19 protein-coding genes are annotated in these 25,516 nt (G+C 73.6%); 6 read left to right on the top strand and 13 right to left on the bottom strand.

Going from position 1 to position 25,516, the window contains the following annotated elements:
- Positions 1 to 22 precede the first annotated feature (22 nt).
- Together AB0F77_RS02585 and AB0F77_RS02580 are read left to right on the top strand one after the other, a co-directional pair.
- Positions 23 to 1,627: an alpha-amylase family glycosyl hydrolase gene (locus AB0F77_RS02585; RefSeq protein ID WP_361940162.1), complete on the top strand. Its 1,605-nt coding sequence runs from the start codon at positions 23 to 25 to the stop codon at positions 1,625 to 1,627.
- A gap of 76 nt (positions 1,628 to 1,703) precedes the next feature.
- Positions 1,704 to 3,878, top strand: coding sequence for a discoidin domain-containing protein (locus AB0F77_RS02580; protein WP_361940159.1), 2,175 nt, complete (start codon positions 1,704 to 1,706; stop codon positions 3,876 to 3,878).
- Between the two features lie 51 nt (positions 3,879 to 3,929).
- On the opposite strand, the gene AB0F77_RS02575 is transcribed toward AB0F77_RS02580, so the two are convergent.
- From AB0F77_RS02575 to AB0F77_RS02565, 3 genes are read right to left on the bottom strand one after another with little or no spacing between them, the layout of a single operon-like run.
- Positions 3,930 to 4,901 carry a PDR/VanB family oxidoreductase gene (locus AB0F77_RS02575; protein ID WP_361940156.1) on the bottom strand — a complete coding sequence of 324 codons (972 nt, stop codon included), beginning with the start codon at positions 4,899 to 4,901 and terminating at the stop codon, positions 3,930 to 3,932.
- Entirely contained in the window at positions 4,898 to 5,068 is a 171-nt protein-coding gene (locus tag AB0F77_RS02570) for a hypothetical protein (protein WP_361940153.1), read from the bottom strand. Before AB0F77_RS02570 ends, AB0F77_RS02575 begins: the two co-directional genes overlap by 4 nt.
- Positions 5,065 to 6,165: an aromatic ring-hydroxylating dioxygenase subunit alpha gene (locus AB0F77_RS02565; protein WP_361940150.1), complete on the bottom strand. Its 1,101-nt coding sequence runs from the start codon at positions 6,163 to 6,165 to the stop codon at positions 5,065 to 5,067. Before AB0F77_RS02565 ends, AB0F77_RS02570 begins: the two co-directional genes overlap by 4 nt.
- A gap of 546 nt (positions 6,166 to 6,711) precedes the next feature.
- On the opposite strand from AB0F77_RS02565, the gene AB0F77_RS02560 reads away from it, so the two are divergent.
- From AB0F77_RS02560 to AB0F77_RS02550, 3 genes are all read left to right on the top strand, one after another.
- Entirely contained in the window at positions 6,712 to 7,392 is a 681-nt protein-coding gene (locus AB0F77_RS02560) for a hypothetical protein (RefSeq protein ID WP_361940147.1), read from the top strand.
- A 331-nt stretch (positions 7,393 to 7,723) separates the two neighbouring features.
- A complete protein-coding gene (locus AB0F77_RS02555; RefSeq protein ID WP_361940573.1) occupies positions 7,724 to 9,046 on the top strand; it encodes a DEAD/DEAH box helicase in 1,323 nt (440 codons plus the stop codon).
- Between the two features lie 113 nt (positions 9,047 to 9,159).
- The gene (locus AB0F77_RS02550) at positions 9,160 to 10,083 is read left to right on the top strand and encodes a hypothetical protein (protein ID WP_361940144.1); all 924 of its coding nucleotides are present in this window, start codon (positions 9,160 to 9,162) and stop codon (positions 10,081 to 10,083) included.
- Here the strand turns inward: AB0F77_RS02550 and AB0F77_RS02545 are convergent.
- Positions 10,061 to 11,746, bottom strand: coding sequence for an IclR family transcriptional regulator C-terminal domain-containing protein (locus AB0F77_RS02545; protein ID WP_361940141.1), 1,686 nt, complete (start codon positions 11,744 to 11,746; stop codon positions 10,061 to 10,063). The two genes, AB0F77_RS02550 and AB0F77_RS02545, sit on opposite strands and share 23 nt — an antisense overlap.
- A gap of 181 nt (positions 11,747 to 11,927) precedes the next feature.
- On the opposite strand from AB0F77_RS02545, the gene AB0F77_RS02540 reads away from it, so the two are divergent.
- Positions 11,928 to 13,397, top strand: coding sequence for an aldehyde dehydrogenase family protein (locus tag AB0F77_RS02540; RefSeq protein ID WP_361940138.1), 1,470 nt, complete (start codon positions 11,928 to 11,930; stop codon positions 13,395 to 13,397).
- A gap of 134 nt (positions 13,398 to 13,531) precedes the next feature.
- Here AB0F77_RS02540 and AB0F77_RS02535 read toward each other — a convergent pair whose 3' ends face one another.
- The 9 genes from AB0F77_RS02535 to AB0F77_RS02495 all read right to left on the bottom strand — a co-directional run bounded on the left by AB0F77_RS02535 (position 13,532) and on the right by AB0F77_RS02495 (position 25,374).
- Positions 13,532 to 15,892, bottom strand: a complete 2,361-nt coding sequence (locus tag AB0F77_RS02535; protein WP_361940135.1) for a GH92 family glycosyl hydrolase — start codon at positions 15,890 to 15,892, stop codon at positions 13,532 to 13,534.
- Between the two features lie 122 nt (positions 15,893 to 16,014).
- A complete protein-coding gene (locus tag AB0F77_RS02530) occupies positions 16,015 to 16,809 on the bottom strand; it encodes an endo alpha-1,4 polygalactosaminidase (protein WP_361940132.1) in 795 nt (264 codons plus the stop codon).
- Complete coding sequence (locus tag AB0F77_RS02525; RefSeq protein ID WP_361940129.1) at positions 16,809 to 17,468, bottom strand: spherulation-specific family 4 protein; 660 nt, start codon at positions 17,466 to 17,468, stop codon at positions 16,809 to 16,811. The genes AB0F77_RS02530 and AB0F77_RS02525 overlap by 1 nt, the downstream gene beginning before the upstream one ends.
- The gene (locus AB0F77_RS02520) at positions 17,465 to 18,361 is read right to left on the bottom strand and encodes an NAD(P)-dependent oxidoreductase (RefSeq protein ID WP_361940126.1); all 897 of its coding nucleotides are present in this window, start codon (positions 18,359 to 18,361) and stop codon (positions 17,465 to 17,467) included. The genes AB0F77_RS02525 and AB0F77_RS02520 overlap by 4 nt, the downstream gene beginning before the upstream one ends.
- 7 nt (positions 18,362 to 18,368) lie before the next feature.
- A complete protein-coding gene (locus AB0F77_RS02515) occupies positions 18,369 to 19,082 on the bottom strand; it encodes a nucleotidyltransferase family protein (protein WP_361940123.1) in 714 nt (237 codons plus the stop codon).
- 41 nt (positions 19,083 to 19,123) lie between these two features.
- Positions 19,124 to 20,125: a GDP-mannose 4,6-dehydratase gene (locus tag AB0F77_RS02510; RefSeq protein WP_361940120.1), complete on the bottom strand. Its 1,002-nt coding sequence runs from the start codon at positions 20,123 to 20,125 to the stop codon at positions 19,124 to 19,126.
- A 109-nt stretch (positions 20,126 to 20,234) separates the two neighbouring features.
- Entirely contained in the window at positions 20,235 to 21,620 is a 1,386-nt protein-coding gene (locus tag AB0F77_RS02505) for a hypothetical protein (protein ID WP_361940117.1), read from the bottom strand.
- Positions 21,617 to 23,158, bottom strand: a complete 1,542-nt coding sequence (pelF, locus tag AB0F77_RS02500; RefSeq protein ID WP_361940114.1) for a GT4 family glycosyltransferase PelF — start codon at positions 23,156 to 23,158, stop codon at positions 21,617 to 21,619. Before pelF ends, AB0F77_RS02505 begins: the two co-directional genes overlap by 4 nt.
- 86 nt (positions 23,159 to 23,244) lie before the next feature.
- Positions 23,245 to 25,374 carry a hypothetical protein gene (locus tag AB0F77_RS02495; protein WP_361940111.1) on the bottom strand — a complete coding sequence of 710 codons (2,130 nt, stop codon included), beginning with the start codon at positions 25,372 to 25,374 and terminating at the stop codon, positions 23,245 to 23,247.
- Between the last annotated feature and the right edge of the window lie 142 nt (positions 25,375 to 25,516).

Below are 25,516 nucleotides of genomic sequence, written 5' to 3'. Positions count from 1 at the left end.
CCTCGACAGAAAGGCACGCACAGTGGGACAGCCCACCCCTGCCGAAAACCCCCACGACTGGTGGCGCTCCGCCGTCATCTACCAGGTGTACGTGCGCAGCTTCGCGGACGGCGACGCGGACGGCACCGGCGACCTCGCGGGCGTGCGGTCCCGGCTGCCGTACCTCGCCGAACTGGGCGTCGACGCCCTCTGGTTCAACCCCTGGTACCTGTCGCCGATGAAGGACGGCGGCTACGACGTCGCCGACTACCGGGCGATCGACCCGGCCTTCGGAACCCTCGCCGAGGCGGAGAAACTGATCTCCGAGGCGCGGGAACTGGGCATCCGCACCATCGTCGACATCGTGCCCAACCACGTCTCCGACCAGCACCCCTGGTTCCGGGCGGCGCTGGCCGCGGGCCCCGGCAGCCCCGAGCGCGACCTGTTCCACTTCCGGCCCGGACGCGGGGAGCACGGCGAACTCCCGCCCAACGACTGGCCGTCCCAGTTCGCCGGCTCCACCGAACCCGTGTGGACCCGGCTCCCGGACGGCGACTGGTACCTCCACCTGTTCACGCCCGAGCAGCCCGACCTCAACTGGGACCACCCGGCCGTCCGCCAGGAGCACGAGGACATCCTGCGCTTCTGGTTCGAGCGCGGCGTCGCGGGCGTGCGCATCGACTCGGCCGCGCTGCTCGCCAAGGACCCCGAACTGCCGGACTTCGTCGAGGGCGTCGACCCCAACCCCTTCGTCGACCGCGACGAACTCCACGACGTCTACCGCTCCTGGCGGGCGGTGGCCGACGAGTACGGCGGGGTGTTCGTCGGCGAGGTGTGGCTGCCCGACGCCGAGCGCTTCGCCCGCTACCTGCGCCCCGACGAACTGCACACCGCCTTCAACTTCTCCTTCCTGTCCTGCCCCTGGGACGCGGACCGGCTGCGCACGTCGATCGACACCACCCTCGCCGAACACGCGCCCGTCGGCGCCCCCGCCACCTGGGTGCTGTGCAACCACGACGTGACCCGTACGGTCACCCGGTACGGCCGCGAGGACACCGGCTTCGCCTTCGCCACCAAGGCGTTCGGCACCCCCACCGACCTCGCCCTCGGCACCCGCCGGGCCCGCGCCGCCGCCCTGCTGTCCCTGGCCCTGCCCGGCGCCGTCTACGTCTACCAGGGCGAGGAACTGGGCCTGCCCGAGGCCGACGTCCCCGCCGACCGCATCCAGGACCCCATGTACCTCCGCTCCGGCGGCACCGACCCCGGACGGGACGGCTGCCGGGTCCCGCTGCCCTGGACGGCCGGGGCGCCGTACGCCGGGTTCGGCTCCCGCGAGGAGCCCTGGCTGCCGCAGCCCGCCGACTGGTCCGCCCACGCCGCCGACCTCCAGGACCGGGACCCCGGCTCGATGCTCGCCCTCTACCGCGAGGCGATCCGGCGGCGCGCGGACTTCGGCGACGGCCCGCTCACCTGGCTGCCCGCCCCCGAGGGCGTCCTCGCCTTCACCCGCGCCGGCACGACCTGCGTCGTCAACCTCGCCGACACCCCCGTAGAGCTCCCCCCGCACACCCGGTCCCTGTTCACCAGCGGCCCGTTGGACGACCGGGGCCGGCTGCCGAAGGACACGGCGGCCTGGGTGCGGGCCTGAGCCGCCGCCCGCTCCCGGCGCACCGCACCACCCCCCACCTGCTATCCCCGTACCCCCACCACGAAGGGATCAGCACATGCCCAGCAGCACCCGCAGCCACCTCAGGCGCATGCCGGCCGTCGCGACGGCCGTGGCCCTCGCCGCCGGCATGCTCGTCACCCTCGCCCCGACCGCCGCCCACGCGGCCGGGGCCACCCTGCCCTTCACCTCCGTCGAGGCCGAGTCGGCCACCACCAACGGCACCCGCATCGGCCCGGACTACACCCAGGGCAGCCTCGCCTCGGAGGCGTCCGGACGCCAGGCCGTGCGCCTCACCTCCGGCCAGCGCGTCGAGTTCACCGCGCCCCGCGCCGCCAACGCCGTCAACGTCGCCTACAGCGTCCCCGACGGCCAGTCCGGCACCCTCAACGTGTACGTCAACGGCACCAGGATCGCCCGGACGCTCACCGTCACCTCCAAGTACTCCCACGTCGACACCGGCTGGATCACCGGGTCGCGCACCCACCACTTCTACGACAACGCGCGCCTGCTGCTCGGCCAGAACGTCCAGGCGGGCGACCGGATCGCGTTCGAGTCCACCGGTACCCAGGTCACCGTCGACGTCGCCGACTTCGAGCAGGTCGCCGCGGCGGCCGGCCAGCCCGCCGGGTCCGTGTCCGTCACCTCCCGGGGCGCCGACCCCACCGGACAGGGCGACTCCACCCAGGCGTTCCGCGACGCCATCGCCGCCGCGCAGGGCGGCACCGTGTGGATCCCGCCGGGCGACTACCGCGTCACCTCGTCCCTGAACAACGTGCAGAACGTCACCCTCCAGGGCGCGGGCAGCTGGTACTCGGTCGTGCACACCTCCCGCTTCATCGACCAGGGCAGCTCCGCGGGCAACGTCCGCATCAGGGACTTCGCGGTCGTCGGCGAGGTCACCGAACGCGTCGACTCCAACCCCGACAACTTCGTCAACGGCTCACTCGGACCCGGCAGTTCGGTCTCCGGCATGTGGATCCAGCACCTCAAGGTCGGTCTCTGGCTGACCGGCAACAACGACAACCTCGTCGTCGAGAACAACCGCATCCTCGACACCACCGCCGACGGCCTCAACCTCAACGGCAACGCCCGCGGCGTGATCGTCCGCAACAACTTCCTGCGCAACCAGGGCGACGACTCCCTCGCCATGTGGTCACTCAATGGCCCCGACGTCGGCAGCAGGTTCGAGAACAACACCATCTCGCAGCCCAACCTCGCCAACGGCATCGCCGTCTACGGCGGCACGGACATCACCGTGCGGGGCAACCTGATCTCCGACACCAACGCCCTCGGCAGCGGCATCGCCGTCTCCAACCAGAAGTTCCTCGACCCCTTCAGCCCGCTCGCCGGCACCATCACCGTCGACGGCAACACCCTCGTGCGCACCGGTGCCATGAACCCCAACTGGAACCACCCGATGGGCGCGTTGCGCGTCGACTCCTACGACAGCGCCGTCAACGCCACCGTCAACATCACCAACACCACGATCACCGACAGCCCCTACAGCGCCTTCGAGTTCGTCTCCGGCGGCGGCCAGGGCCACCCCGTCCGGGGCGTCAACGTCACCGGCGCGACCGTGCGCAACACCGGTACCGTCGTCGTGCAGGCCGAGGCCCAGGGCGCCGCGACCTTCCGCAACGTCACCGCCTCCGGGGTCGGCGCCGCCGGCGTCTACAACTGCCCCTTCCCGGCGAACTCCGGCACCTTCGCCCTGACCGACGGCGGCGGCAACTCGGGCTGGAGCAGCACCTGGTCGGACTGCAACAGCTGGCCGCAGCCCGGCGCGGGCAACCCCGACCCGGACCCGTCGCGCAACCTCGCCAAGGGCCGCCCGGCCACGGCCACCGGCTCCCAGGACGTCTACACCCCGGGCAGGGCGGTCGACGGCGACGCGAACACCTACTGGGAGTCCGCCAACAACGCCTTCCCGCAGTCCCTCACCGTCGACCTCGGCTCCGCGCAGGCCGTGCGCCGGGTGGTGCTGAAGCTGCCGCCGTCCGCCGCGTGGGGCGCCCGCACCCAGACCGTCACCGTGCAGGGCAGCACCGACGGCTCGTCCTACTCGACCGTCGCCGGCCCGCAGGGCTACCGCTTCGACCCGGCGAGCGGCAACACCGCGACCGTGTCCCTGCCCGGCGGCACGAACCTGCGCCACCTGCGGCTGACCGTCACCGGCAACACGGGCTGGCCGGCGGGCCAGTTCAGCGAGGTGGAGGCGTATCTGAACTGATCCCGTGTCCCCGGCCGCTCCCGCACACCGGTGGGGGAGCGGCCGGGACCGTCACAGGTCGAGGACCAGCCGGTCGCCGAGGCAGCGGGACACACAGATCAGCATGGTGTCGCCGGCCGCGCGCTCCGCGTCCGTGAGCACCGAGTCCCGGTGGTCGGGAACACCCTCCAGCACGTCGGTCTCGCAGGTGCCGCAGGTCCCCTCGGTGCAGGAGTACAGGACCTCCGTGCCCGAAGCGAGCACGGTGTCCAGCACCGAGACGCCCCGCGGCACGGTCAGCGTCCGGCCGCTGCGGGCGAGCGTCACCTCGAACGCGCCGTCCCCGCCCGCCGGCCGGTCCTCCGGGTTCTTCGGGTCCTCCGGGTCCTTCGGGTCCTTCGGCCGGAACCGCTCGACGCGCAGCGCGTCCGGCGGACAGCGCTCCTCGACCGCGTCCAGCAGCGGACCGGGACCGCAGCAGTAGACGAGGGTGTCCTCCGGCAGCGGGTCGAGCACCGGGCCGAGGTCCAGCAGCCCGCACTCGTCCTGCGGAGCGACGGTCACCCGGCCGCCGTACGCCGCCAGTTCGCCGCGGAACGCCATGGACGCGCGGGTGCGACCGCCGTAGAGCAGCGTCCACTCGGCGCCCGCGGCCTCGGCCGCCGCGACCATGGGCAGGATCGGGGTGATGCCGATGCCGCCCGCGACGAACCGGTATCGGGGCGCGGGCCGCAGGGCGAAGTGGTTGCGGGGCCCGCGCACCCGCACGGTGTCGCCCTCCGCCAGCCGGTCGTGGACCAGGGCCGAACCGCCCCGCCCGTCCGGCTCCCGCAGCACCGCGATCCGCCACGCCGTACGGTCCGCCGGGTCGCCGCACAGCGAGTACTGCCGCTCCAGTCCCGGCCCGAGCACCACGTCGACGTGCGCGCCCGGCTCCCACGCGGGGAGCGGCCCGCCGTGCGGACGGCGCAGGGTGAGGGCGAGGACGCCGTCGGCCGCCACCTCCCGCCGCGCCACGACGAGTTCACTCTCGTACCCGCTCATGAGGCGTCCTCCGGCGGCTCGTGGCCCTCGGGGTGGGCGAGCATCCACTCCCACATCACGACCGGGTCCTGGGCGGTGTGCTCGGCGCCGCAGTGGCAGGTGCCGTGCAGCAGATCGGTGCCCGGGACCCAGTCGACGCGGTAGACCTCGCGCGGCGGAGCGGTCACCGGGCGCCCGCCGTGTTCTCCACGCCCTCCACGTCCTCCACGCCCTCCACCGGCTTGGCGCCCTCCTCGACGAGCCGGGTCAGGATGCGGCGCGCGGCCAGGCCGCCGGTGTCGATGTTGATGCTCAGCTCCTGGTAGCCGGCGCGCTCGGTGCCGAGCGTGCGCTGGAGCAGGTTGAGCGCGTCCACGTCCTGCATGACGACGGTGTGGTTGTTGGACCGCAGGAAGTCGGTGACCTCGGTGTCGGCCGTCGCCCAGTCCCGCGAGACGGCCCAGAAGTCGTACACCTTGCCCTCGGACGACGGGGTGATGGCGTACGTGATCTCGGTGTGGAAGCCGCCGGGGTCGCTGCCGTCGGCCTCGGGCCGTACGCCGGTCGGCGCGATCCGGCTGTGCAGCAGGTACAGGCACGGCGCGTGGTACTCGATGTCCTGCCACCGGTCGATGCGGCCCTCGATCCCGGTGGACCGGGCGTAGAACGGCGGACAGGCCGCGTCCTCCATGTGCCTGCTGACCCGGACGATCCCCGCGCCCTCGTCGACCTCGGTGGTGATCGGCGTCTCGGCGACCTCGGGGGTGCCGATGTAACCGCCGTGCAGATACGTCTCGTGGGACAGGTCGAGGAGGTTGTCGACCAGCAGCCCGTGGTCGGCGTCGATCGGCTCCATGCCGCGCACGGTGACCCAGCCGGGGGAGCCGAGGTGCGGGGCGCGGGGGATCGTGTCCGGGTCGGCGAGCGCGGGGTCGCCGATCCACACCCACACCAGGGAGTCCACCTCGGCGACCGGGTGGGAGGCGACCCGGGCGGTGCGCGGGACGCGCTTCTGGCCCGGCACGTACACGCAGGTGCCCGTCGTGTCGTACGTGAACCCGTGGTACCCGCACACGATGCGGTCCCCGTCGAGCCGGCTCGCGGACAGCGGGTAACGCCGGTGCACACAGCGGTCGTCGAGCGCGACGGGCGTCCCGTCCTCGGCCCGGTAGAACACGAGCGGCTCCCCGAGGACCGTCCGCCCGAGCAGTTCCTCCCGTCCCACCTCGCTCCCGTAGGCGGCGACGTACCACTGATTCCTGGCGAAGGCGGCGATGTGCGACATGGCTGCGGCTCCCGTCGTTGGGTGGTGGCGACATCGTCGGGAAGCGCGTCGGGGAGCCGCAACAAGGCTTTCACCTGACGGAAGAGACCGGGAAAACTGCCTGTCGAGGGCGGGCGCTCCTCTGCGAAAGCGAATCCGTCGTAGCCCTCCCTCCCACCGCCACCTCTCGATGACCCGCTGTTTGCTGGTCACGGCACGGGTTCGGCGAGCGTGGTGATCTGCGGGGCACATGTCCGTGGGGTGAGGGCGCTGTTCAGCCCCTGGCCCGTTCCTTCACGACACGACAGGGCCTGTGGCTGAGTCGAGCTGGTGGGTCGCCCGGCTGGGGAGTCTTCCAGGGCACCGTCCTATATTGGGCTGGGGAACGTCGGTGCGTGCCGGGGGGATTGACCGCTCTTGCGACTATCGGGTGGGACGCGTCGAGCAGCTGTTCTGTTGTGGGCCGTTGCTGTGCTGTTGCTCGGTGCGTGCGGGACTCGGGTGGCCGGGCAGGGAGGCGACGGGGCATCCTCGCCGGCGGCAGGCGAGCCGATCCCGTGGACCACGATGCAGCCTTCCGCGGTCACCGGAGTACGGGTCGGCGGGGACCGGCGCACGCTGCTCCTCGACACGCAGGTGCCCAGTGGCGCTCACGCGTGCGTGCGCAAGCTCAGGGCGGTGGTCACCGATTCGACGACGGACCTCGTGTGGGTACAGGTCACCTTCACCTCGCCGTCCGCGGACAGGGCTTCCGGATGCACCGAGGAGAGCACGGCCACGGCAGAGGTCAGGTTGCCCGACCCGCTGGGCGACCGGGATGTGGTGGTCGACAACTACACACGCTTCACCGCCGAGGGTGCCGAACCGCCTGCGCTGCGGCTGTGCGGAGAACTGGGCTGCACACCGCCGGCCACCGGCTGCACCGCCGCCTCCTACGATCAGGCGTTGATGTCGGTCGGCGCGCCCGAGCACACCTACCGGAACTCGGAGAGGTGCGACGGGAAGTGGCTGGTGCTGGACTTCTCCTGGCGCACGGGACCGGTCTGCAGCGACTCGACGGGGCCTGCCTGCTCTTCCCGGCTGGGCGACCGCTGGTTCTTCCGGGCCAGGAAAACCGGCTGGGAGCCGGTGATCCGGACCTCGGCCGGAGGCTGCCGGGACGTGCAGCGCAAGGAGCCCGCCTTCCCGTCCTCGCTGTGTGAGTCACTGGCCCCGCTGTCCCCCTCGCTGCACCCGAGCCACCCCTAGCCGTCCACCTCTCCCACGCCCGCCGCGCGTTCCACCGGAACGGCCCCCCATCGGCCGCGTACGGAGGGCGTGGCAGCGGGTGTGATGGCGGGATTCGCCCAGTTGTGGGGTGAAGTGCTAGCGTCGGGCGTTTGCAGCGTCGCTGTGCCGGTGCCCGGTTCGCGGTTCCTGGCCGGTGGTCGTGTCCCCGCCGCGCCTTCCTCGGTTCGGTTCCTACGGAGGAAGGCCTTCTGCGAACGAATCAGCACGTGCCGGTGCCCGGCAGCAGGGCGGGGCGAGCGAGGCGAAGGACGCCAGCGCGGCTCCGCCCCCGGCGGCGTCCTTCGCGGAGCTGGGGCTGCCGGCCGAGATCCTGCGGACGCTCGACGAGCACGACGTGACCGTACCCTTCCCCATCCAGGCGGCGGCACTGCCCCACGCGCTCGCGGGACGGGACGTCCTGGGCCGGGGCCGCACCGGATCCGGCAAGACGCTCGCCTTCGGCCTCGGCATGCTCGCCCGGACGGCCGGGCGGCGCGCGCAGCCCAAGGAGCCGCTGGCGCTCGTCCTGGTGCCCACCAGGGAGCTGGCGCAGCAGGTCGGAGAGGCGCTCACCCCGTACGCCGAGGCGCTGCGGCTGCGGCTCGCGACCGTGGTCGGCGGGGTGTCGATCGGACGGCAGGCCGCCGCGCTGCGGGACGGCGCGGAGATCGTCGTCGCCACGCCGGGGCGGCTGCACGACCTTGTTGAGCGCAGGGCCTGCCGACTGGGACGGGTGCGCGTCACGGTCCTCGACGAGGCCGACCAGATGTGTGACATGGGGTTCCTGCCGCAGGTCACCGAGGCCCTGGACCAGGTGCGTCCCGACGGGCAGCGGATGCTGTTCTCCGCCACCCTCGACCGCGACGTCGACCAGCTGGTGCGGCGCTATCTGCGCGACCCCGCCGTCCACTCCGTGGACCCCTCGTCCGGCGCGGTCCCCGCGATCGAGCACCACGTCCTCGTCGTGCACGGCCCGGACCGGTACGCCGTGACCACGGAGATCGCCGCCCGGGACGGCCGCGTCCTGCTGTTCCTGGACACCAAGCACGGCGTCGACCAGCTCACGCGGCACCTGCGGGCCAGCGGTGTGGCCGCCGCGGCCCTGCACAGCGGGAAGGCCCAGCCACAGCGCACCCGGACCCTGGCCCAGTTCAAGAACGGGCAGGTCACCGCGCTGGTGGCGACGAACGTCGCCGCACGCGGCCTGCACGTCGACGACCTCGACCTCGTGGTCAACGTCGACCCGGCCACCGACCCGAAGGACTATCTGCACCGCGCGGGCCGCACGGCCAGGGCCGGCCGCTCCGGCACCGTCGTGACGCTCGTCCTGTCGGGGCAGCGCCGCGAGGCGAGCCAGGTCATGGCGGACGCCGGTGTCGTCCCCCAGGTCATCAAGGTGCGCTCGGGCGAGGCGGAACTGAGCCGGATCACCGGCGCCAGGGCCCCCTCCGGACAGCCCCTCGACGGCGGACCGGCCGCACCACGCCCCAAGAACCACAACGCACCGTTCCGCGGCATGGGCAGCACCAAGGACACGAAGAGCGGCTCCGGCGGCAGGCCGTCCCGCAAGACCAGCGAGGCCCGTGCACTCGCCCAGGCCCGCGAGGCGGCCCGCGTACGCCGCGGCAGCTGAGCTCCGGAGGACAGTGGTCGAACGTTCCGGGGTGGTGGTGCGTCTCCGTGGGGGTGGGGCGGAGGGTCTCGCCGTGCAGGGTTCGTTCCGTGCTCATGTCCCCGGGGGAAAACATGTGTGCCCACCGCGTTCGTGTCGTCCGTGTCCTCGCCGTCGTCGGCCTGCTCGTCGCGGGTTCGGGTGCCGTCGTCGGCTGTGGTGGTGAGAGGAGCGGCGGCGCGCACGGTCCCGTCGGTGAAGCCGCCTCGCGGAGGGAGGACCGCGTCCGTCAGGTGGCCGACGCCTGGGAGGGGTCCGCGGCCGTGCGGGTGTGGCGGAGGGGCTATCAACCGCTGGAAGCGGCGGTGCAGTTGCCCGAGGGCGGTCTCCACGGTGCGGACGACCGGCTCGCCTACCGGAGGGGGAACTTCGCGCTGGGAGGCGAGCTGCCCGGGACCCCGCGGGGCGACGGCCGGGTGGTGTGGCGGAACGGGGACTCCCTCGCACTGCCCCTGGTGGGGGCGGACCGGGCGCTGCGGGGCCTCGACCGGGCCGACAGTCCGGGACCGCGGCTGACCGTGACCGGGGCCCGGCCGGGGGAGATGACGCTCGGGGCCACCAACCGCGGTCCGGCCACCGTCCCCGCCTGGCTGTTCACGCTGAAGGGCTACGGCACACCGCTGAAGGTCGCCGCGGTCGCTCCGTCGCGGCTCCCCGCCCCGCCGGTCGGACCCGTGCGCGGGCTGCCCGCCGACGTCCTGGCCCCGCTCGACGGACTGACCGAGGTGTCGGGCGACGGCCGCTCCCTCACCGTGGTGGCCACGCACGGCTCCTGCGACGACGGCCCCGCCGTGGACGTACGGGAGACCGGCACCGCTGTTGTGCTGTCCGCGTACGTCGTCGGGACCAAGGACGGTCCCTGCACCGACGAACTGCGCGGCGAGCGGGTGACGGTGCGGCTGGAGCGGCCGATGGGCGAGCGCGTCGTCCTGGACGCCTCCACGGGCCGGCCCGTTACCCACCGCGACGTCCCCGTCATTCGGGGGGCACAGGAGTGAACGCGAAGACCGCCGACAGATCCGTCTCGATCGCGCGGGCCGTGGCCAGCAGCGGGGGGAGGAGCCGGTCGCGGGACCGGTCGGGGGTGTCCGGGCCCGCGTGCAGGGCGAGGTTGAGGGCCGCGACCACCGTGCCGCGCGGGTCGTGCAGCGGAGCCGCCATGGAGCGCAGCCCGGTCTCCAACTCCTGCTCCACCAGGGTGTATCCGTCCTCCCGCGTCCGGCGCAGAAGCTCGGCGAGGTCGACGGGCGAGGTGCGGGTGTACGGGGTCAGGGGGCGCGGCGGCAGGGCGGCCAGCAGCCGGTCCCGCTCCGCGCGCGGCAGGTCGGCGAGCAGGACGCGGCCCATCGACGTGGCGTACGCGGGCAGCCTGGTCCCCGGCCGGATGCGCACGCCGGTGACCTGGCGGGTGGCGGAGCGGGCGAGATAGCGCACCTCGGGCCCGTCGAGGACGGCCACCGACGCTGACTCCCCGGCGCGGGCGGCGAGTTCGGTGAGGTGCGGCAGGACGATGTCGGACAGGCGCAGGCCCGCCAGCCGGGCGTGGCCGAGGCCCAGGGTGCGCGCGGCGGGCAGATGGTGCCGGCCGCGCTGGTCGACGTAGCCGAGGGCGCGCAGGGTGAGCAGCGCGCGGCGGGTGCTGGGGTAGGAGAGGCCGACGGCCTGCGCCGTCTCGTTGAGGGTGAGGCCGCCGCGCCGGCTGCCGAGCGCGGTCAGCACGGCGAGCCCGCGCGCCAGCGACTGGAGGAACAGCGGCCCGAGTTCCGCCTTGGCGTCGGTGTAGGGGAGCGGGGCCGGGTACGGCTCCGGGGCCGAGTCCGGGGTGCGGGCCAGGGCGTCGCTCACCTCGCGTGCCGCCGCCGTGAGATGGGCGGTGGCGTGGGCGCGCAGCCCCTCGGCGTCGCGCCGGCTGGTGTGGGCGAGCACGCTCAGGGCGTACCGGGGGCCGCCCTCCCCGCCCTCGACGGGCACACAGAGCGCGACCAGTCCCGGCGCGGCGATCTGGTCGTCCAGGGCCCAGCCGGCCTCGGCCGCGTCGGCGACCCAGGCGCGGAAGCGCCCCTCGTCCACCGCCGCCTCGCCGGGCGCGGAGCGCGGCGGCAGGGCCGGGTAGCCGGTGTCCAGCGGGTCGGCGGCGCGGCGTGCCCGCCAGGCTGCGTACCGCTCGGGGGTCCAGTCGCGGGCGAGCACGGCGCCGGCGGCGCAGCGGTCCGCGGGGAGCAGGTCCCCGACCCGGAAGCCCAGCGGGATCACCCGCTCCGGCGGGACGGCGCGGGCGACGATGCGCATGTCTCCGCCGTCGTCCACGATCAGCGACACCGACTCGTCCAGGACCCGGGCGACGCGGTCCAGCGGGGGCTGGGCCACGGTGGGCAGCCCTGTGGCGCGCAGATAGGCGTTGCCGAACTCCATCAGCCGGGGCGCCGGTTCCAGGTCCCGGCCCTCCTGGCGCAGGTGTCCGAGGTGGACCAGGGTCGCGGTGAGCCGGTCGACGGCGGAGCGCGCGAGACCGGTGGTGTGCGCGAGGTCCGCCGCGCGCACCGGGCCGTCCGCCTCGGCGAGGGTGTGCAGCAGGGCGAGGCCGCGGGTCAGCGGGCCGTCCGCCTCGCCCTCGCTCCCCGTCGGCATGCCCTCCGTCGTGGCCGCTGCGCGTGCTGCCATGGCCGGCGCCGCTCCTGTTCTGCCGTTCCCGTTCCGCTGTCGTGAACGCTACCGACTGTTGACAGCGTCCGGCACGCGGCCCAGACTCACACATCACGACAGGCGAACGAAAGTTCACTGAGCGAAAAACGGCATGTCCGGTTCCGCACGGCCCCACCCGCCCATCACGCTGGAGCAGTCTGTGTCCACCGCCCGAGGACTGATCATCGACGGAGCCGAGGTCCCCGCCTCCTCCGCGCGCACCACCGCCGACACCAACCCCTGGGACGGAAGCGTCCACGCCGAGGTCGCCGCCGGGACCGCCGAGGACGTCCGCCGTGCCGTGGCCGCCGCCGACGCCGCGTTCCCCTCCTGGTCCGCGACCCGGCCCGCGGTCCGCCGGGGGATCTTCCTGGAGGCGGCCCGGATCCTGGCCGGCCGCACCGACGACGTCGTGCGGCTCATGGCCGAGGAGGTGGGCGGCGCCGCGGCCTGGGCCGCCTTCAACGTCCACCTCGCCACCGAGATCCTGCTGGAGGCCGCCGCGGCCGTCAGCAGGCCCACCGGGCAGGTGCTGTCCACCAACGCCGACGGGGTGATCTCCACCCAGGTGCGCGTCCCCAAGGGCGTGGTCGCCGCGATCTCGCCCTGGAACGCCCCGCTCATCCTGGGCGTGCGCGCCGTGGCGCTGCCCCTCGCCCTCGGCAACACGGTCGTCATGAAGCCCAGCGAGGACGCCCCGATCGCCTGCGGCCTGCTCATCTCCGACGTGCTGCACGAGGCGGGACTGCCGGCGGGTGTGCTGAACGTCGTCACCAACGACCGGGCCGACGCCGCCGAGGTGGTCGACGCGCTCGTCTCCGACGACCGGGTGCGCATGGTCAACTTCACCGGTTCCACGGAGGTGGGCCGGACCATCGGCGTCCTGGCCGCACGTCACCTCAAGCCCGCCGTCCTCGAACTCGGCGGCAAGAACGCCCTGTTGGTCCTGGCGGACGCGGACGTGGACTACGCCGTCGACGCGGCCGTCTTCGGGTCCTTCATGAACGCGGGCCAGATCTGCATGTGCGTCGACCGGGTCGTCGTGGACCGCTCGGTGGCCGGGGAGTTCACCACGAAGCTCGCCGCGCGGGTGGCCGCCCTGTCCTGCGGCGACCCCTCCGACCCGGGCACCGCCGTCGGGCCCGTCATCAACTCCCGTGCCGCGCGCCGCGTCACGGAGCTGATCGAGGACGCCGTCGCCAAGGGCGCCACCCTGGTCGCGGGCAGCGGCCGGCCCGAGGGCCCCGGCACCCTGATCCGCCCGGTGGTCCTCACCGACGTCACCGAGGACATGCGTGTGTACGGCGAGGAGATCTTCGGCCCGGCCACGGTCGTGCACGTCGTCGACGGCGTCGACGAGGCGGTGGACCTGGCCAACAACAGCCCGTACGGGCTCACCGCCGGGATCATCACCGAGGACCTGGCCGTCGGCCTCGACGTCGCAGGGCGGCTGCGCACCGGACTCGTGCACGTCAACGACCAGTCCATCGCGGACGAACCCCAGGCACCCTTCGGCGGCGTGAAGAACTCCGGCTACGGACGCTTCGGCGGTGAGGCCGGCGTCGAGGCGTTCACCGACACCCGGTGGATCACCGCACAGACCCGCGGCCACGCCCGCTTCCCGATCTGAACCCCCGCCCCCGGCCCGGCGTGCGTGCGGGGCCGGGCCGGGGACGGGAGGTCAGGTGGAGCGGGCAAAGCGGGTGGGGCGGGGGAGAGGGCGAAGAAAGGCGAGAAGGCGGATAAAAGGGAAAAAGGGGGGCGTCAGAGGCCGGTCGGAGGGGCCCACCTGGGATCGGCGCCCCACTCCTCGTTCGGCCGGGGCCCCATCGCCAGCACCAGACGGCCGCCCGAGACGACCTCCTCGTGCCGCAGCCAGGCCCGGTGCAGCGGCCGGCCGTTCAGCGTCGCCGACTGGACGTAGCAGTTCGCCTCGGAGTTGTCGCGGGCCTCGACCGTGAAGCGGGTGCCCCGGCTCGTGGTGTAGACGACCTCGTCGAACAGCGGACTGCCCAGGGCGTACACACCGCTCGCCGGCGCCACCGGATAGAACCCGGACGCCGCGAGGACGTACCACGCGGACATCTGCCCGCAGTCGTCGTTGCCCGCGAGCCCCGCCGGGCCCGTCGCGTAGGCGTAACGGCACACGTACCGCGACCACTTCTGCGTCAGCCACGGCGCCCCCGCGTACACGAACAGGAACGGCATGTGGTGCACGGGCTCGTTGGAGTGGTTGTACTTGTCGTTCCAGCGCATCATCGCGTCCGGCGGCGTCTGCTCGAACATGGTGTTGAGACGGTCCACGAACGCCTCCCGCCCGCCGACGAGTTCGATCAGACCCGGCACGTCGTGCGGGACGAACCAGCCCTGCTGGTCCGGGTTGGACTCGACACAGCCGTCCTGGTCGCCCATCCAGCTGCCGTCGGCGTTGCGCCCCCGGAACCAGCCGGCCTCCGCGCTGAAGACGTTGCGGTAGTTGCGGGAGGTCCGCAGCAGCGTCCGGGCGTCCGCGTCCCGGCCGGTGGCGTGCGCGAAGCGGGCCAGCGCGTAGTCGGAGTAGCTGTTCTCCAGGGTCTTGGACAGACTGGTGTCCACGCACCAGCCGAGCTCCGTCCAGTTCGCGAAGTCGTTGCGGTTGGACCGCTCGGCCGGACCCAGCGCCACGTCACGGCAGTAGCGGTAGGCGGTGTCCGCGTCGAAGCCGCGCACCCCCTTGACGTACGCCTCCGCGATCACGTTGACCGCAGGGTCGCCGACCATCGTGTCGGTGTCCGTGCCCAGCAGCTCCCAGCGCGCCAGCCCCTTCACCCGGCCCGAGGCGGTCAGCGCCAGCAGCGAGCCGATCGTGTCGGACACCACCTGCTCGTCGATGATCGTGAGCAGCGGGAACTGCGCGCGGAAGACGTCCCAGCCGCTGAAGACCGTGCGCTGCCGGAACCCGTCGCGCCGGACGGGGCCGTTGCCGAAGCGCGCCGCGCCGTCGGTGTCGTCGCTGATCCGCGGGTCGATCATGGTGTGGTAGAGCGCCGAGGAGAAGATCTCCCGCTGCTCGGCGGTGCCGCCCGTGGCCCGCACCCGGCCGGTCGCCCGCTCCCAGGCCCGGCGCGCACCGGCCCGCACCGCGTCGAAGTCCCAACCCGGCAGTCCGGCCGCCAGGTTGGCGCGCGCCCCGGCCAGACCCGTGAACGACACCCCGGCCTTGACCAGCACCTCCTGGCCCGCCGTCACCGGGAACTCCACGAAGAAGCCCGCGCTGTCGCCCGTGCTGTGCTGCTCCCGGGCCTGCCGGTCGACGGTGTCGCCGTCCCACGTCCCGAACAAGCGCACCGGCAGCTGGAAGCGCATCGAGAAGTACACCGTGTAGACGGGGCCGTTGCCGCAGATCCAGCCGCCGCCCGAGCGGTCGTTGGTGAGCGTGCCCTCCACGGTGTGCTCGTCGACCAGCCGCAGGTCCTGGGTCACCGTGTGGGTGCCGTCGAAGCCGATGCGGCGCGAGAGGTCCACCTTGATCCGGCCGGTGCCCGCCTCGTGGAAGGTGAAGCGCAGCATGCCGGCCCGCTCGGCGGCGGTCAGCTCGGCCCACACGCCGTAGCGCTCCAGGTCCACGGCGTAGTAGCCCGCCTCGGCGATCTCCGTGGCCTTGTCGAAGGGGCTCTTGGCGGCGTCCCGGCCGGTCACCAGCTCGCCGGTCTGCGGCATGACCTGCACCTGGCCCAGGTCGCCGTAGCAGCCGATGCCGCTCAGGTGCAGGAAGCTGAAGCCCTCCAGGGTCGTCATGTCGGCCGAGTAGCCGCTGCCGTTGTCGCCGCCGCTGACCGTGTCCGGGCTCAACTGCACCAGCCCGAAGGGCAGCACCGCGCCCGGGAAGGTCTTGCCGCACGCGGTGTCGGGGGACGTGGTCAGCGCGCCGGTCAGCGGGTTGATCAGATCCACACCGGTCCGCCCGGCGGTGCCGCGGGCCGCGGAGGAGGCGGCCCGGACGGGAACGGCGGCGGCCTCGGCGGCTGTGGCGGCCTCGGCGGGCGCGGCGCCGACGGCGGTGCCGATCGCGGCCGAGGCGGCGGCACCGGCCGCGAGGAAGCTCCGCCGGGTGAACGGGCCACCGGGCCCGGACGGTTCACTCATGGACACGTTCCTCCAGAGATACGACGTCACTGAGCAGTCATGCCGGTCGCGACCCGTGAATGCATTAATTATGAAGTTTCATGGGGCTCCTGTGGTTCTGGCAAGACCGCGGCGCCGACGGCTCAGCAGGGCCTGCGCCACACCCCGAGGTCGAGTTTCTTCTGCATCGACGACAGCCGCAGCCTGCGCGACTGCGGGCAGAACTCGGCCGCGGGCTCGGCGTATTCGACGTGGAACACCGCCTTGCCCGCCTTCACGAACGGGGTGAGCCGGGTGCACTCGTCGTACTGGGCGCACTCCTCGTTCACCGCGAAGTCGAAGTCGCCGAGCAGCCGCGGGATCTGCGGCAGGTCGTTCTTGAGCCCCACCGCCAGCCCCCGCTCGTGTGCGATCCGCGCGATCATGCGGTTGTAGGCGAGCTGGTCGTCGGCGCTCAGCGGGAACCCGGTCCGGTTGGTGTACCCCTCCACCAGGTCGGGTTCCACCGCGTCGAACCCCTTGTCCCGGCACATGTCGAAGCGGCGCTCCATCAGGGGCCGCAGCACCGACAGCTCGCGGATGTCGAGCCAGCGCTCGCCCTCCCAGCCGTTGGCGGCGCCCAGCAGGGAGCGCGGGAAGTCGTCCTTGTCGGGCCGGAAGTCCTCCCAGGCGCCGACGTTGACGTAACAGATCACCTTGCGGCCGTCCCGGTGCAGCCGTGCCACGTCCGCCGCGGAGTTCTCGAAACCGTCGATGTCGTACACCGGCACGTCCACGGACGGGTCGGCCCGTCCGTCGAGCTGCCACTGCCAGGCGAGCCCCGGCCGCGGCCGCCACCACGACCCGCCGGCCGGTGCGTCGGACGACGAGCATCCCGCCAGCACCCAGACCAGCAACCCCGCGAGCGCGCACGCGCCCGCCCGTACCGCGCCCCTCATCACTCCACCCCTGTCAGTGCGGGAGTCAACTCCGCCCATGGATTGGGCAGTTCGCTGGTCACCGGCCCGGACACCCCGGCGCCGCGGTCCCACGCGGTGCGCACCGCCAGCGGCACCAGCGGCCTCGGCACGCCGTACACAAGATGGCACAGCCGCTCCGGCGGATGCCGCTCGGCCCACGCCGGCCGGCTGAACGCCGAGACGTACGTGGACCAGTGGCCCTCGAAGGTCACCGTCAGATCGGCCAGCCGGGCGTAGCCGGGCGCCGGGTGGACACCCGGGTTCAGCACGACCGTCGTCGCCCCCAGCCGGCGCACCGCCCGGACCGTCCGGCGGCAGGCGGGCAGCCCCTCGGGAGTCGCGGTCACCCGGTCGAGGAAGCAGCCGTCGGTCGCGTACCACTCCTGGTGCCGGCGCAGGTCGTCGGTGACCGCCGCCCGCTCGCGCACGCCGTAGTCGGTGTCGACGTAACCGAGCAGCCGGGCCCCCGCCGCCCGCAGCGCCCCGGCGGCGGCGGCGAACGCCGGATCGGGCCGGCTGCCGGGCCCGTTCGCCGGGTTGAGCACCACCGCGTACGTACGGTCCGCGGCCGTGATCAGCCGGTGCCAGGCGCCCGGGTCGTCGGCCGGATGCACGTACAGCGGGATCAGCAGGCTCACGGCGCCGCGCCGACCTCGGCCCACAGCGCGGCCAGCGCGTCCTCCAGCGAGTACGCGGGCCGCCAGTCCAGGGTCTGACCGGCCGCCGTGATGTCCGACAACTGCCAGGACACCTGGGCCGAGCGCGCCGAACCGCCCGCGTTCTCCACGATCCGGCCCCGGAAGCCCGCCCGCAGGGCCAGCGCCCGCACCAGTTCGCGCACCGCGACGGCCCGCCCGCCCCCGATGTTGAGCACCGGCGGCAGCGGACCGGCCGCCGTGACCGCGAGCTGTGCCGCCCGCGCGACGTCCCGCACGTCCACGAAGTCCCGGTACGCCGACAGGTCGCCGAGCCGCACCACCGCCTCCGGGTCGGTGCCGGCCGCCCGCAGCAGCGACGCCATCCGGCCCGGCAGCCCGGTCGCCGGAGCCCCCGGCCCCACCGGGTTGCCGACCCGCAGCACCACCGCGTTCAGGCCGGACGCGGCCACCGCGACCGTGCCCGCGAGCTTGGTCGCGCCGTACGGCCCGGCCGGCCGGGTGGCCGCCGACTCCGTGACCGCGGTGTCCGGTTCCCCGGGCCCGTACTCGGCGGCCGACCCGAGGTGCACCAGCCGCGCGGCGGGCGCCGCGGAGCGCAGCGCCGCACACAGCGCGGCCGGGCCGCGGGCGTTGACCTCGGCGAGCGTCACGGCGTCGCCGCCGGTCGCGCCCGCGCAGTTGACCACCGCGTCGGGTGCCGCCGACGCCAGGGTCTTCGCCAGCCGCTCCGGCCGGTCCGTGGCGAGGTCGATGCCGTACTCGGCGGCGGGCGAGCGCCCGCCACCGAGTACGAGGGCGCCCGGCAGGGCACGCAGCCGTTCGGCGACGTGCGTGCCCAGATAACCGGAGCCGCCCAGGACGAGGATGCGCATGGAGGGTTCAGGCTCCCTTGAGCAGCAGCGACTTGCGGGTGGTGAACTCGGCGTTCGCCCGGTCGTAGTCGTCCGGGCGGCCGATGTCCAGCCAGTATCCGTCGAACTCGTAGGCGTGCGGCGGATTCTGGGCGGCCAGCAGGTCGAGGACCAGTTCGTCGAAGCCGAGCGGAAGGCCCGCGGTGTAGCCGTCGAGCGTCGAGAGGGTCAGCCCGTAGACGCCCATCGACACCCGGTAGTCCATGCTGGGCTTCTCGGTGAAGGCGACGACCCGGCTCGCGTCCGTGGTCAGCACCCCGAAGTCGATGTGCACCTTGCGGGAGTACGTGGCGATGGTCAGCGGGGCGCCCGAGTCGCGGTGGCGGCCGAGGACGTCGGCGTAGTCGAGGTCGGTGAGGACGTCGCCGTTCATCACGAGGAACGTCTCGGGCAGCCGGTTGCGCAGGTTGAGCAGCGGGCCCATGGTGCCCAGCGGGCTCTCCTCGGTGGCGTAGTCGACGTGCATGCCCCACTGGGAGCCGTCGCCGACGTAGGCGCGGATGATCTCTCCCAGGTGGCCGATGGCGATGGTCACATGGGTGAATCCGGCGGTGGACAACTGGCGCAGCACGATCTCCAGGATGGCGTGCTGGTCGCCTATGGGGACGAGCGGCTTGGGCAGCGCGGTGGTGTAGGGCCGAAGCCGGACGCCCTTGCCTCCCGCCAGGATCACAGCGTGCATGGGTTCCTCCTACGTGGACGTGGGGGACGTGCCGGGAAGGATCAGATGTTGTAGATGCCCGTCTTGTAACGGGCGAGGTTGGCCGGGTCGCGGAAGAACTCGACCGTGTGCGCGAGGCCCTGCTCCAGGGTGTGCGCCGGGCGCCAGCCGGTGGCGCCGGCGAGCCGGGTCGCGTCGGCCACGAGCCGCATCACCTCGGAGTTGGCCGGGCGGATGCGGGCGCTGTCCTCGCGCACGTCGAGCGGGACGTCCATCACCTTGCCGATCAGCGCGACGAGGTCGCCGACCGAGATCTCCCCGCCCGTACCGGCGTTGAAGGTGCGGCCCACCACGTGCTCGGCGGGCGCGGTGCCGACGGCGAGGAACGCCTGCGCGGTGTCGGCGACATAGGTGAAGTCCCGGGTGGGGCGCAGGTCGCCGAGGGTGATGGCGCGCTCCCCGGCGGCGACCTGGCCGATGACGGTGGGGATCACCGCACGCATCGACTGGCGCGGTCCGAAGGTGTTGAACGGGCGCAGCGTCACCACCGGGGTGTCGAAGCTGGCGTGGTAGCTGTCGGCCAGCCGGTCGCCGCCCGCCTTCGAAGCGGCGTACGGCGACTGGGTGTTGATGGGGTGGTCCTCGGTGATCGGTACGGTCCGCGCCGTGCCGTAGGTCTCGCTGGTCGAGGTGTGCACCAGCCGGGGCGTGCCGAGCGCGCGCACCGCCTCCAGCACGTTGAGGGTGCCGGTGACATTGGTGTCGACGTAGCTGTGGGGCGCCCGGTAGGAGTACGGGATCGCGATGAGCGCGGCCAGGTGGTAGGCGCAGTCGGCGCCCTCCAGCAGGCCGCGCACCGAGCCCGGGTCGCGGACGTCGCCGAGGACGATCTCCACATGGTCGAGGACGTCGGGGTGCAGGGTCTCCAGCCAGCCGTAGGAGGAGAAGGAGTTGTACTGGGCCATGGCCCTGACCCGGAATCCGCGGGCGACCAGCGCCTCGGTGAGGTGGGAGCCGATGAAGCCCTCGGCGCCGGTGACGGCGGCGAGCGGTGCGGAGGTCAACTCTGGTGTCCTTCCGGTCGGTCGAGCGTGCGTGGGAGGTGGGACCCGGCCGTCGCCGGCCGGGGCGGTGCGGTGGTCGTGAACGGAGCGGCGCGGTGGCGCCGGGGGGTCAGGCGTGCGACGCGGGCCGGCCGAGCAGGCGCAGCGCGCACACCGCGAGACAGAGCGCGGCGGCCGCGCAGCACACCGGCAGGATCACCGGGCCGGGCGGCACGCCGAGCAGGGTGACCGTGCCCGCCGTGTCCGCGGCGAGCAGACACAGGACGGCGGGCGGCCAGGCCGCGCCGAACGCCTGGAGCAGCAGCGCGATCCACAGGGCGGCGGCCAGCAGCGGCAGGGTGAACGGCCCGGCGCCGGTGAGCATCGCGGCGGGCACCAGCGGCAGGACGTACAGGGACAGGCACAGCGCGAGGACGCCGGCCGAGCGGAGCAGGAACCCGGCGGGTGTCGCGGTGGCGCGCAGCGCGCCCACGGACAGCCCCCGGTAGCGGTACAGCAGCCATTCCGCCGGTCCCATGCTGACGGTCAGCACGATCACGGCGTACGGCTCCCGGCGGCCCGCGAGCAGCACGAGCACACCGGCGGCGAGCCCGAACAGGCCGTAGGGCAGCGACCGTACGAGCGGTGGCCGCGCGGCGCCCGCCGCGGCCGGGACGGCGAGCGCCGAGGCCAGGACCCGGCCGGTGACGGTGAGGGTGGCCGCCAGCGCCAGCAGGACAAGACCGACCCGCACCCGGTGCCCCGGCTCCCACCAGGGCAGCACGGCCGCGCCCGCGATCAGCGGGCTGAGCGCGGCCAGCAGCAGCCGTTCGCGGGCCAGCACGAGGAGCACGCCCGCCGCCGCCAGGTACAGGGACTGCCCGGCCGCCGCCAGCGCGACCGGTCCGCCCCCGGCGGCGAGGGTGCCCGCGCCCGTGGCCAGGACCGCGCCCAGGGGCGCCCCGACGAGCAGGGCGCGTCCGGCCTCGCGCCGTCCGGCCGTCATCCGCAGGTGCGCCCGGTGCCCGAGGGCCTGTCCCCAGGCCCAGGACACCAGCCCCGCCACGATCAGCGCGACCGCGTGCCGGCCGGGCTGCCACACCGGCGCGGTGAGCAGATAGGCGAGTCCCGGAAGGGCGAACAGCACGCCCCGCAGCAGACAGCGCGCCGTGTCCGGACGCCAGGGGTCGGCGGCCGGCGCGGGCTCCGGGAAGACCCGGGGCACCCGCTCGTACAGCGCGGCGGCGAGGGAGAACAGGTTCGGATGCCCGTACCGTTCCCGGATCACCTCGGCCGAGAACCCCTCCGCCTCCAGCAGCGCCGCCACCTCGTAGGGGTGGACGGCGGGGCCGACGCGGTCGGCGAGGGCGGCGGCCAGCGCGCTGACCGCGTCCTCGTCGGGGGCGAACACCGGCAGCCGCAGCGACAGGGTCCGGTCGGACCGGGGCGCCGCCAGCCGCAGGGCCAGCGTGTCCTGTTCGGACCCGCCGGGCTCCAGTGCCATCGGCCCGCTCATCCGGCGAGGCTCCCCGTGCCGGTGACCGCGGGGGCCGGTCCGTCGACCGGTGCGGCCGGTGCGGCCGGGCCCACGGGCTCGGGCACCGACGGCCGCAGGAGATCGGGCAGTTCACGGTATATGGAGCGGAAGGTGTCGACGGTCTGGCGCAGGGTGAACTGCTCGATCACCCGCAGCCGCGCCGCCTCGCCCATCGCGCGCCGCCGCCCGGGGTCGGCGAGCAGGTCGAGGGCCGCCCGCGCCATGGCGGCCGGATCGCGCGGCGGGACCACGAGCCCCGCGTCCCCGACGGCCTCCCGCACCCCGCCGACGTCGGTGGAGACGGTCGCCCGCCCGCACGACATGGCCTCGATCAGGGTGAACGGGAAGCCCTCGCTGATGCTGGAGAGCATCACCACGTTGCCCGCCGCGTAGGCGTCCTTGATGTCCTCGACCCGGCCCTCGAAGGCGACGGCGTCGGCGTGCCCGAGCTCGGCGGCCAGGGCCCGGCAGCGCTCCCGGTAGGGTTCGCCGCCCCGCGGTGTGCCGCCGAACAGCCGCAGCCTGGCCTCGGGAACGCGCTCCCGGACCAGGGCGAAGGCGCGGATCAGGGTCTCCAGGTCCTTGATCGGGTCGACCCGGCCGGCCCAGCTGAGCGTCGGCACCTCCGGTTCGGGCCCGGCCGGCGGGAACGCGGCCGGGTCCACGCCGTTGTAGACGGTGCGGATCGACTCGGGCGCGGCGCCGCCCTCCTCCTCCCATAGACGGTTGTAGCGGTTGCCGGGGGTCACCAGAGCGGCGCGCTCGTAGCTCTCCCGGGCCAGCAGCCGGAAGAAGCCGAGGACGACCGCCTTCACGGGCCAGCGGTAGGGCGCGGTGCGGTAGCCGAGGTAGCGCTCGCGCAGATAGACCCCGTGCTCGGTCAGCAGCAGCGGCACACCGTGCCGCTCCAGTCCGGCGAGGCCGGGCAGCGCCGCGACGCCGCCGCTGACCGCGTGCGCGACGCCCTCGTGGGGCGGCGGCGCGGCGAGCGGGCGCAGCGCGTGTTCCAGCAGGGCGGTGGCGGTCAGCGCGTCGTGCAGGCTCGGCCGGGCCTCGCGCACGGCGAGGCCGGGACGGTTCCAGACCGCCGCGAGGATCCGCACCGCCCGGTCGTCGCGCAGGAACGGGCTGAGCGTGCCGTCCGCCGCGGCCCGCGCCATGGCGTAGAGCGCGGGCGCGAACCCGTCCTCCGCGCCGGGGTCGAGCAGCGCGGTCAGGAACCGTTCGTGGGCGAGGGCGAGCCGGTCGCGGGCGCGGCCCCGGGGCGCGCGGCCCGCGGGCGGCTCGCCCCACATGGGGACCGACCGCACCCGGGAGACGTGGGCGGGCAGGTCCCAGACGACGGGTTCGCGTCCGGTGCCGGTGACGGCCAGGACCTCGAACCCGACGTCGGGCATGCCCCGCACCAGTTGGTCGCACCAGACGCTGACGCCCCCGTGGCTGTGCGGATAGGTGCCTTCGGTGAGGAGGGTGACACGCGTCGCGCCGGTGCTGCGCGTGCCGTGCTGAACGTGCATCGATGGCTCCACGGCCGGAGTGTGAGGTGGTCGTGAGGGGGTCCCGGCCGGTGGTCGGCGGCCGGGACCGTGGTTCGGTGCGCGGTTCAGTTCTCCGTGGGGCCCTGATCGCGTACGGCCGCGGGGACCCGGGTGTCCGGCGCGGGCGCGGGGACCTGTGCCGGTCCGTCCGCGTCCGGTCCGGGGGCCGGGGCCGCGGCGGAGGCCGGCAGGTCGAGCGCGACCGGGGTGCCCGCGGAGGGGGTCCAGCCGGAGACCCCGCCCGCGTACGGCGTGCCGAAGGCGGCGCCGTCGCGCTCGCTGCCCGTCGGCAGGGTCGCGGTGACGGCCAGCCCGCCGGGCGCGTCCACGGTGACGGTGTCGCCGACGCGGTAGGCGGTGACCTGCCCGGCGGCGAGGGCGGTCCGCCAGGCGGCCCGCCGGCTCATCTCCGTGCCGATGTCCTTCATCCGCAGGTTCACCAGCGGGGTGTCGGCCGCGAACAGGTCTCCGTAGCCGTCGAGTACGCCGTCGAGGACCGGGTACGCGATGCGGTCCTCGGCGAGGTTGGACTGGTGGATGAAGTGCGGCTTGGGATCGTTGGCGAGGACGTGGCCGAGGGCGATGCGGGTCTCCAGCGGCACGATGTGGCCGGTGTAGCCGGTGGCCGGGTCCAGGGGCGCCGGCAGACAGGTGGTGGTCGCCGGGTTGTCCTCGCAGATGCCACTGCCGCCCTGGGCGCGGCTGGTGTAGATCCAGTTGTACTCGTCGACCTGCTCGGCCGCCCGTCCCGCGTTGTAGAAGACGTTCATCGGGTAGCGGGAGACCGTGGTCGCCGGGCCGACCTGCCGCTGCACCGGGTCACGGGAGTTGTCCGAGGCGAGCCAGTCGATGTGGTTGTCGGCGAGGGCCGGTGCCAGGTTGGGGTTGTCGGTGGGCTGCTGCGGCAGCACCTTCAGACCGGAGTGCTCGCCGGTCACCAACTCGTCGTTCTCCAGCGGCAGTCCGAGGCCCTGGCCCCAGACGCGGTTGGTGGCGATCTCGTCGCCGATGGCGGAGCGGCTGACCCACTTGGTGCTGCCGTCGGGGTTGGTCGCGCATCTCCAGGGGACCACGGTGGTGTCCTGCTCGCAGCCGAGGAAGGCGTGTGTGTAGGTGTGGTTGACCCAGCGGAACTCGTCGCGGTTCGCGACGAGTTCGTCGGCGAGCGCGTCCACGCCGCCGTGCTCCTCGCGCTGGTCGACGCTGCCGGCGCCGTTGTAGACCAGGTCGAGGGTGAAGTCGTGGCTGTTCTGCCAGGCGACGGCGTGGTCGACGTCGGCCGGGGTCATCCGGATCGGCTGGGGCGTGCCCTGGCCGGGCGGGCAGTCGACGTCGCCGGGCGTGCAGTTGAGGACGGTGTCCCAGCGGTCGTCGGCGGAGAACACGTCGTCCACGTGCACCGCGAAGTAGTTGCGGGAGGCGCCGAGGTGGACCCCGCCGGTCATCCACTCGACGATGCCGCGGGCCAGCAGCCGGAACTGCTGCTGGTACTGGTTGTAGACGAACGTGACGACCAGCTCGCGCCGCCCGTCGTGCCGGTACTCGCCCACCAGGGAGCCGCGTTCGGTGGAGCCGGGCACGGGCGCCTCGACGTACGGGGTGAAGTCGGCGCCCGGCGCGGGCCGGGAGAGGTAGGCGTAACTCTCGCCGATCGCGGGGTCGTTGTCCTCGAAGGGGACCGAGCCTTCGAGGTAGCCGAAGGGGCCCGCCTTGCCGGCCGCGGTCACCGTCGCCTGCGCCCCGTCGATGCTGCCGGAGTAGCCGGGGGCGACGGGGTACTGGAGGCCGGCCTCGGGGCGGGCGTAGGTGTAGGCGTCCACCTGCGGGATCGCGTACGCGCGTTCGTAGTCGGCGAGGGCGGTCATCTCGGCGGAGCCCGCGGCGAACGGGTTGTCGTTGGGCAGGACCACGGCCTGGTACCTGGCGCGGGGGCGGCCGTCCACGGTGTCCGCGAGGAAGCCCGCGTCGATCACGGGCCGGTCCGCGCGGGTCAGGTCGACCTCGGTGTACGGCGTTCCCGCCGTGTCCAGTTCGGCGGCGATGGCGTCGGTGGCGGGACCGCCGTCGCTCACCACGAGCACCTTCAGGTCGATGCGGGGCTCGGCGGTGTCGGCCTGTGCCGTGCCGGCCGGGAGGCCGAGTGCGGCGATGAGCGCACCCGCCGTCAGGGCGCTGGTGCGTAAGGTCCGCTTCATGCGGTGAAGTCCCCTCCCCGGGCAGGGGTGAGCACGGCTCCCGTGGAGCGGACGCACCCCCTGGCGCGACGCCGGCTTCCCCCTCAGAGGCCAGTCGTCGACGCATCCGTCGGCTCACATGGTGGTGTCTCTGTGTAGCTTT

The sequence above is a fragment of the Streptomyces sp. NPDC026672 genome (genome assembly GCF_040638185.1).
In the GTDB taxonomy this organism is placed as follows: Bacteria; Actinomycetota; Actinomycetes; order Streptomycetales; family Streptomycetaceae; genus Streptomyces.
This window is presented reverse-complemented; position numbering and strand designations above follow the sequence as displayed.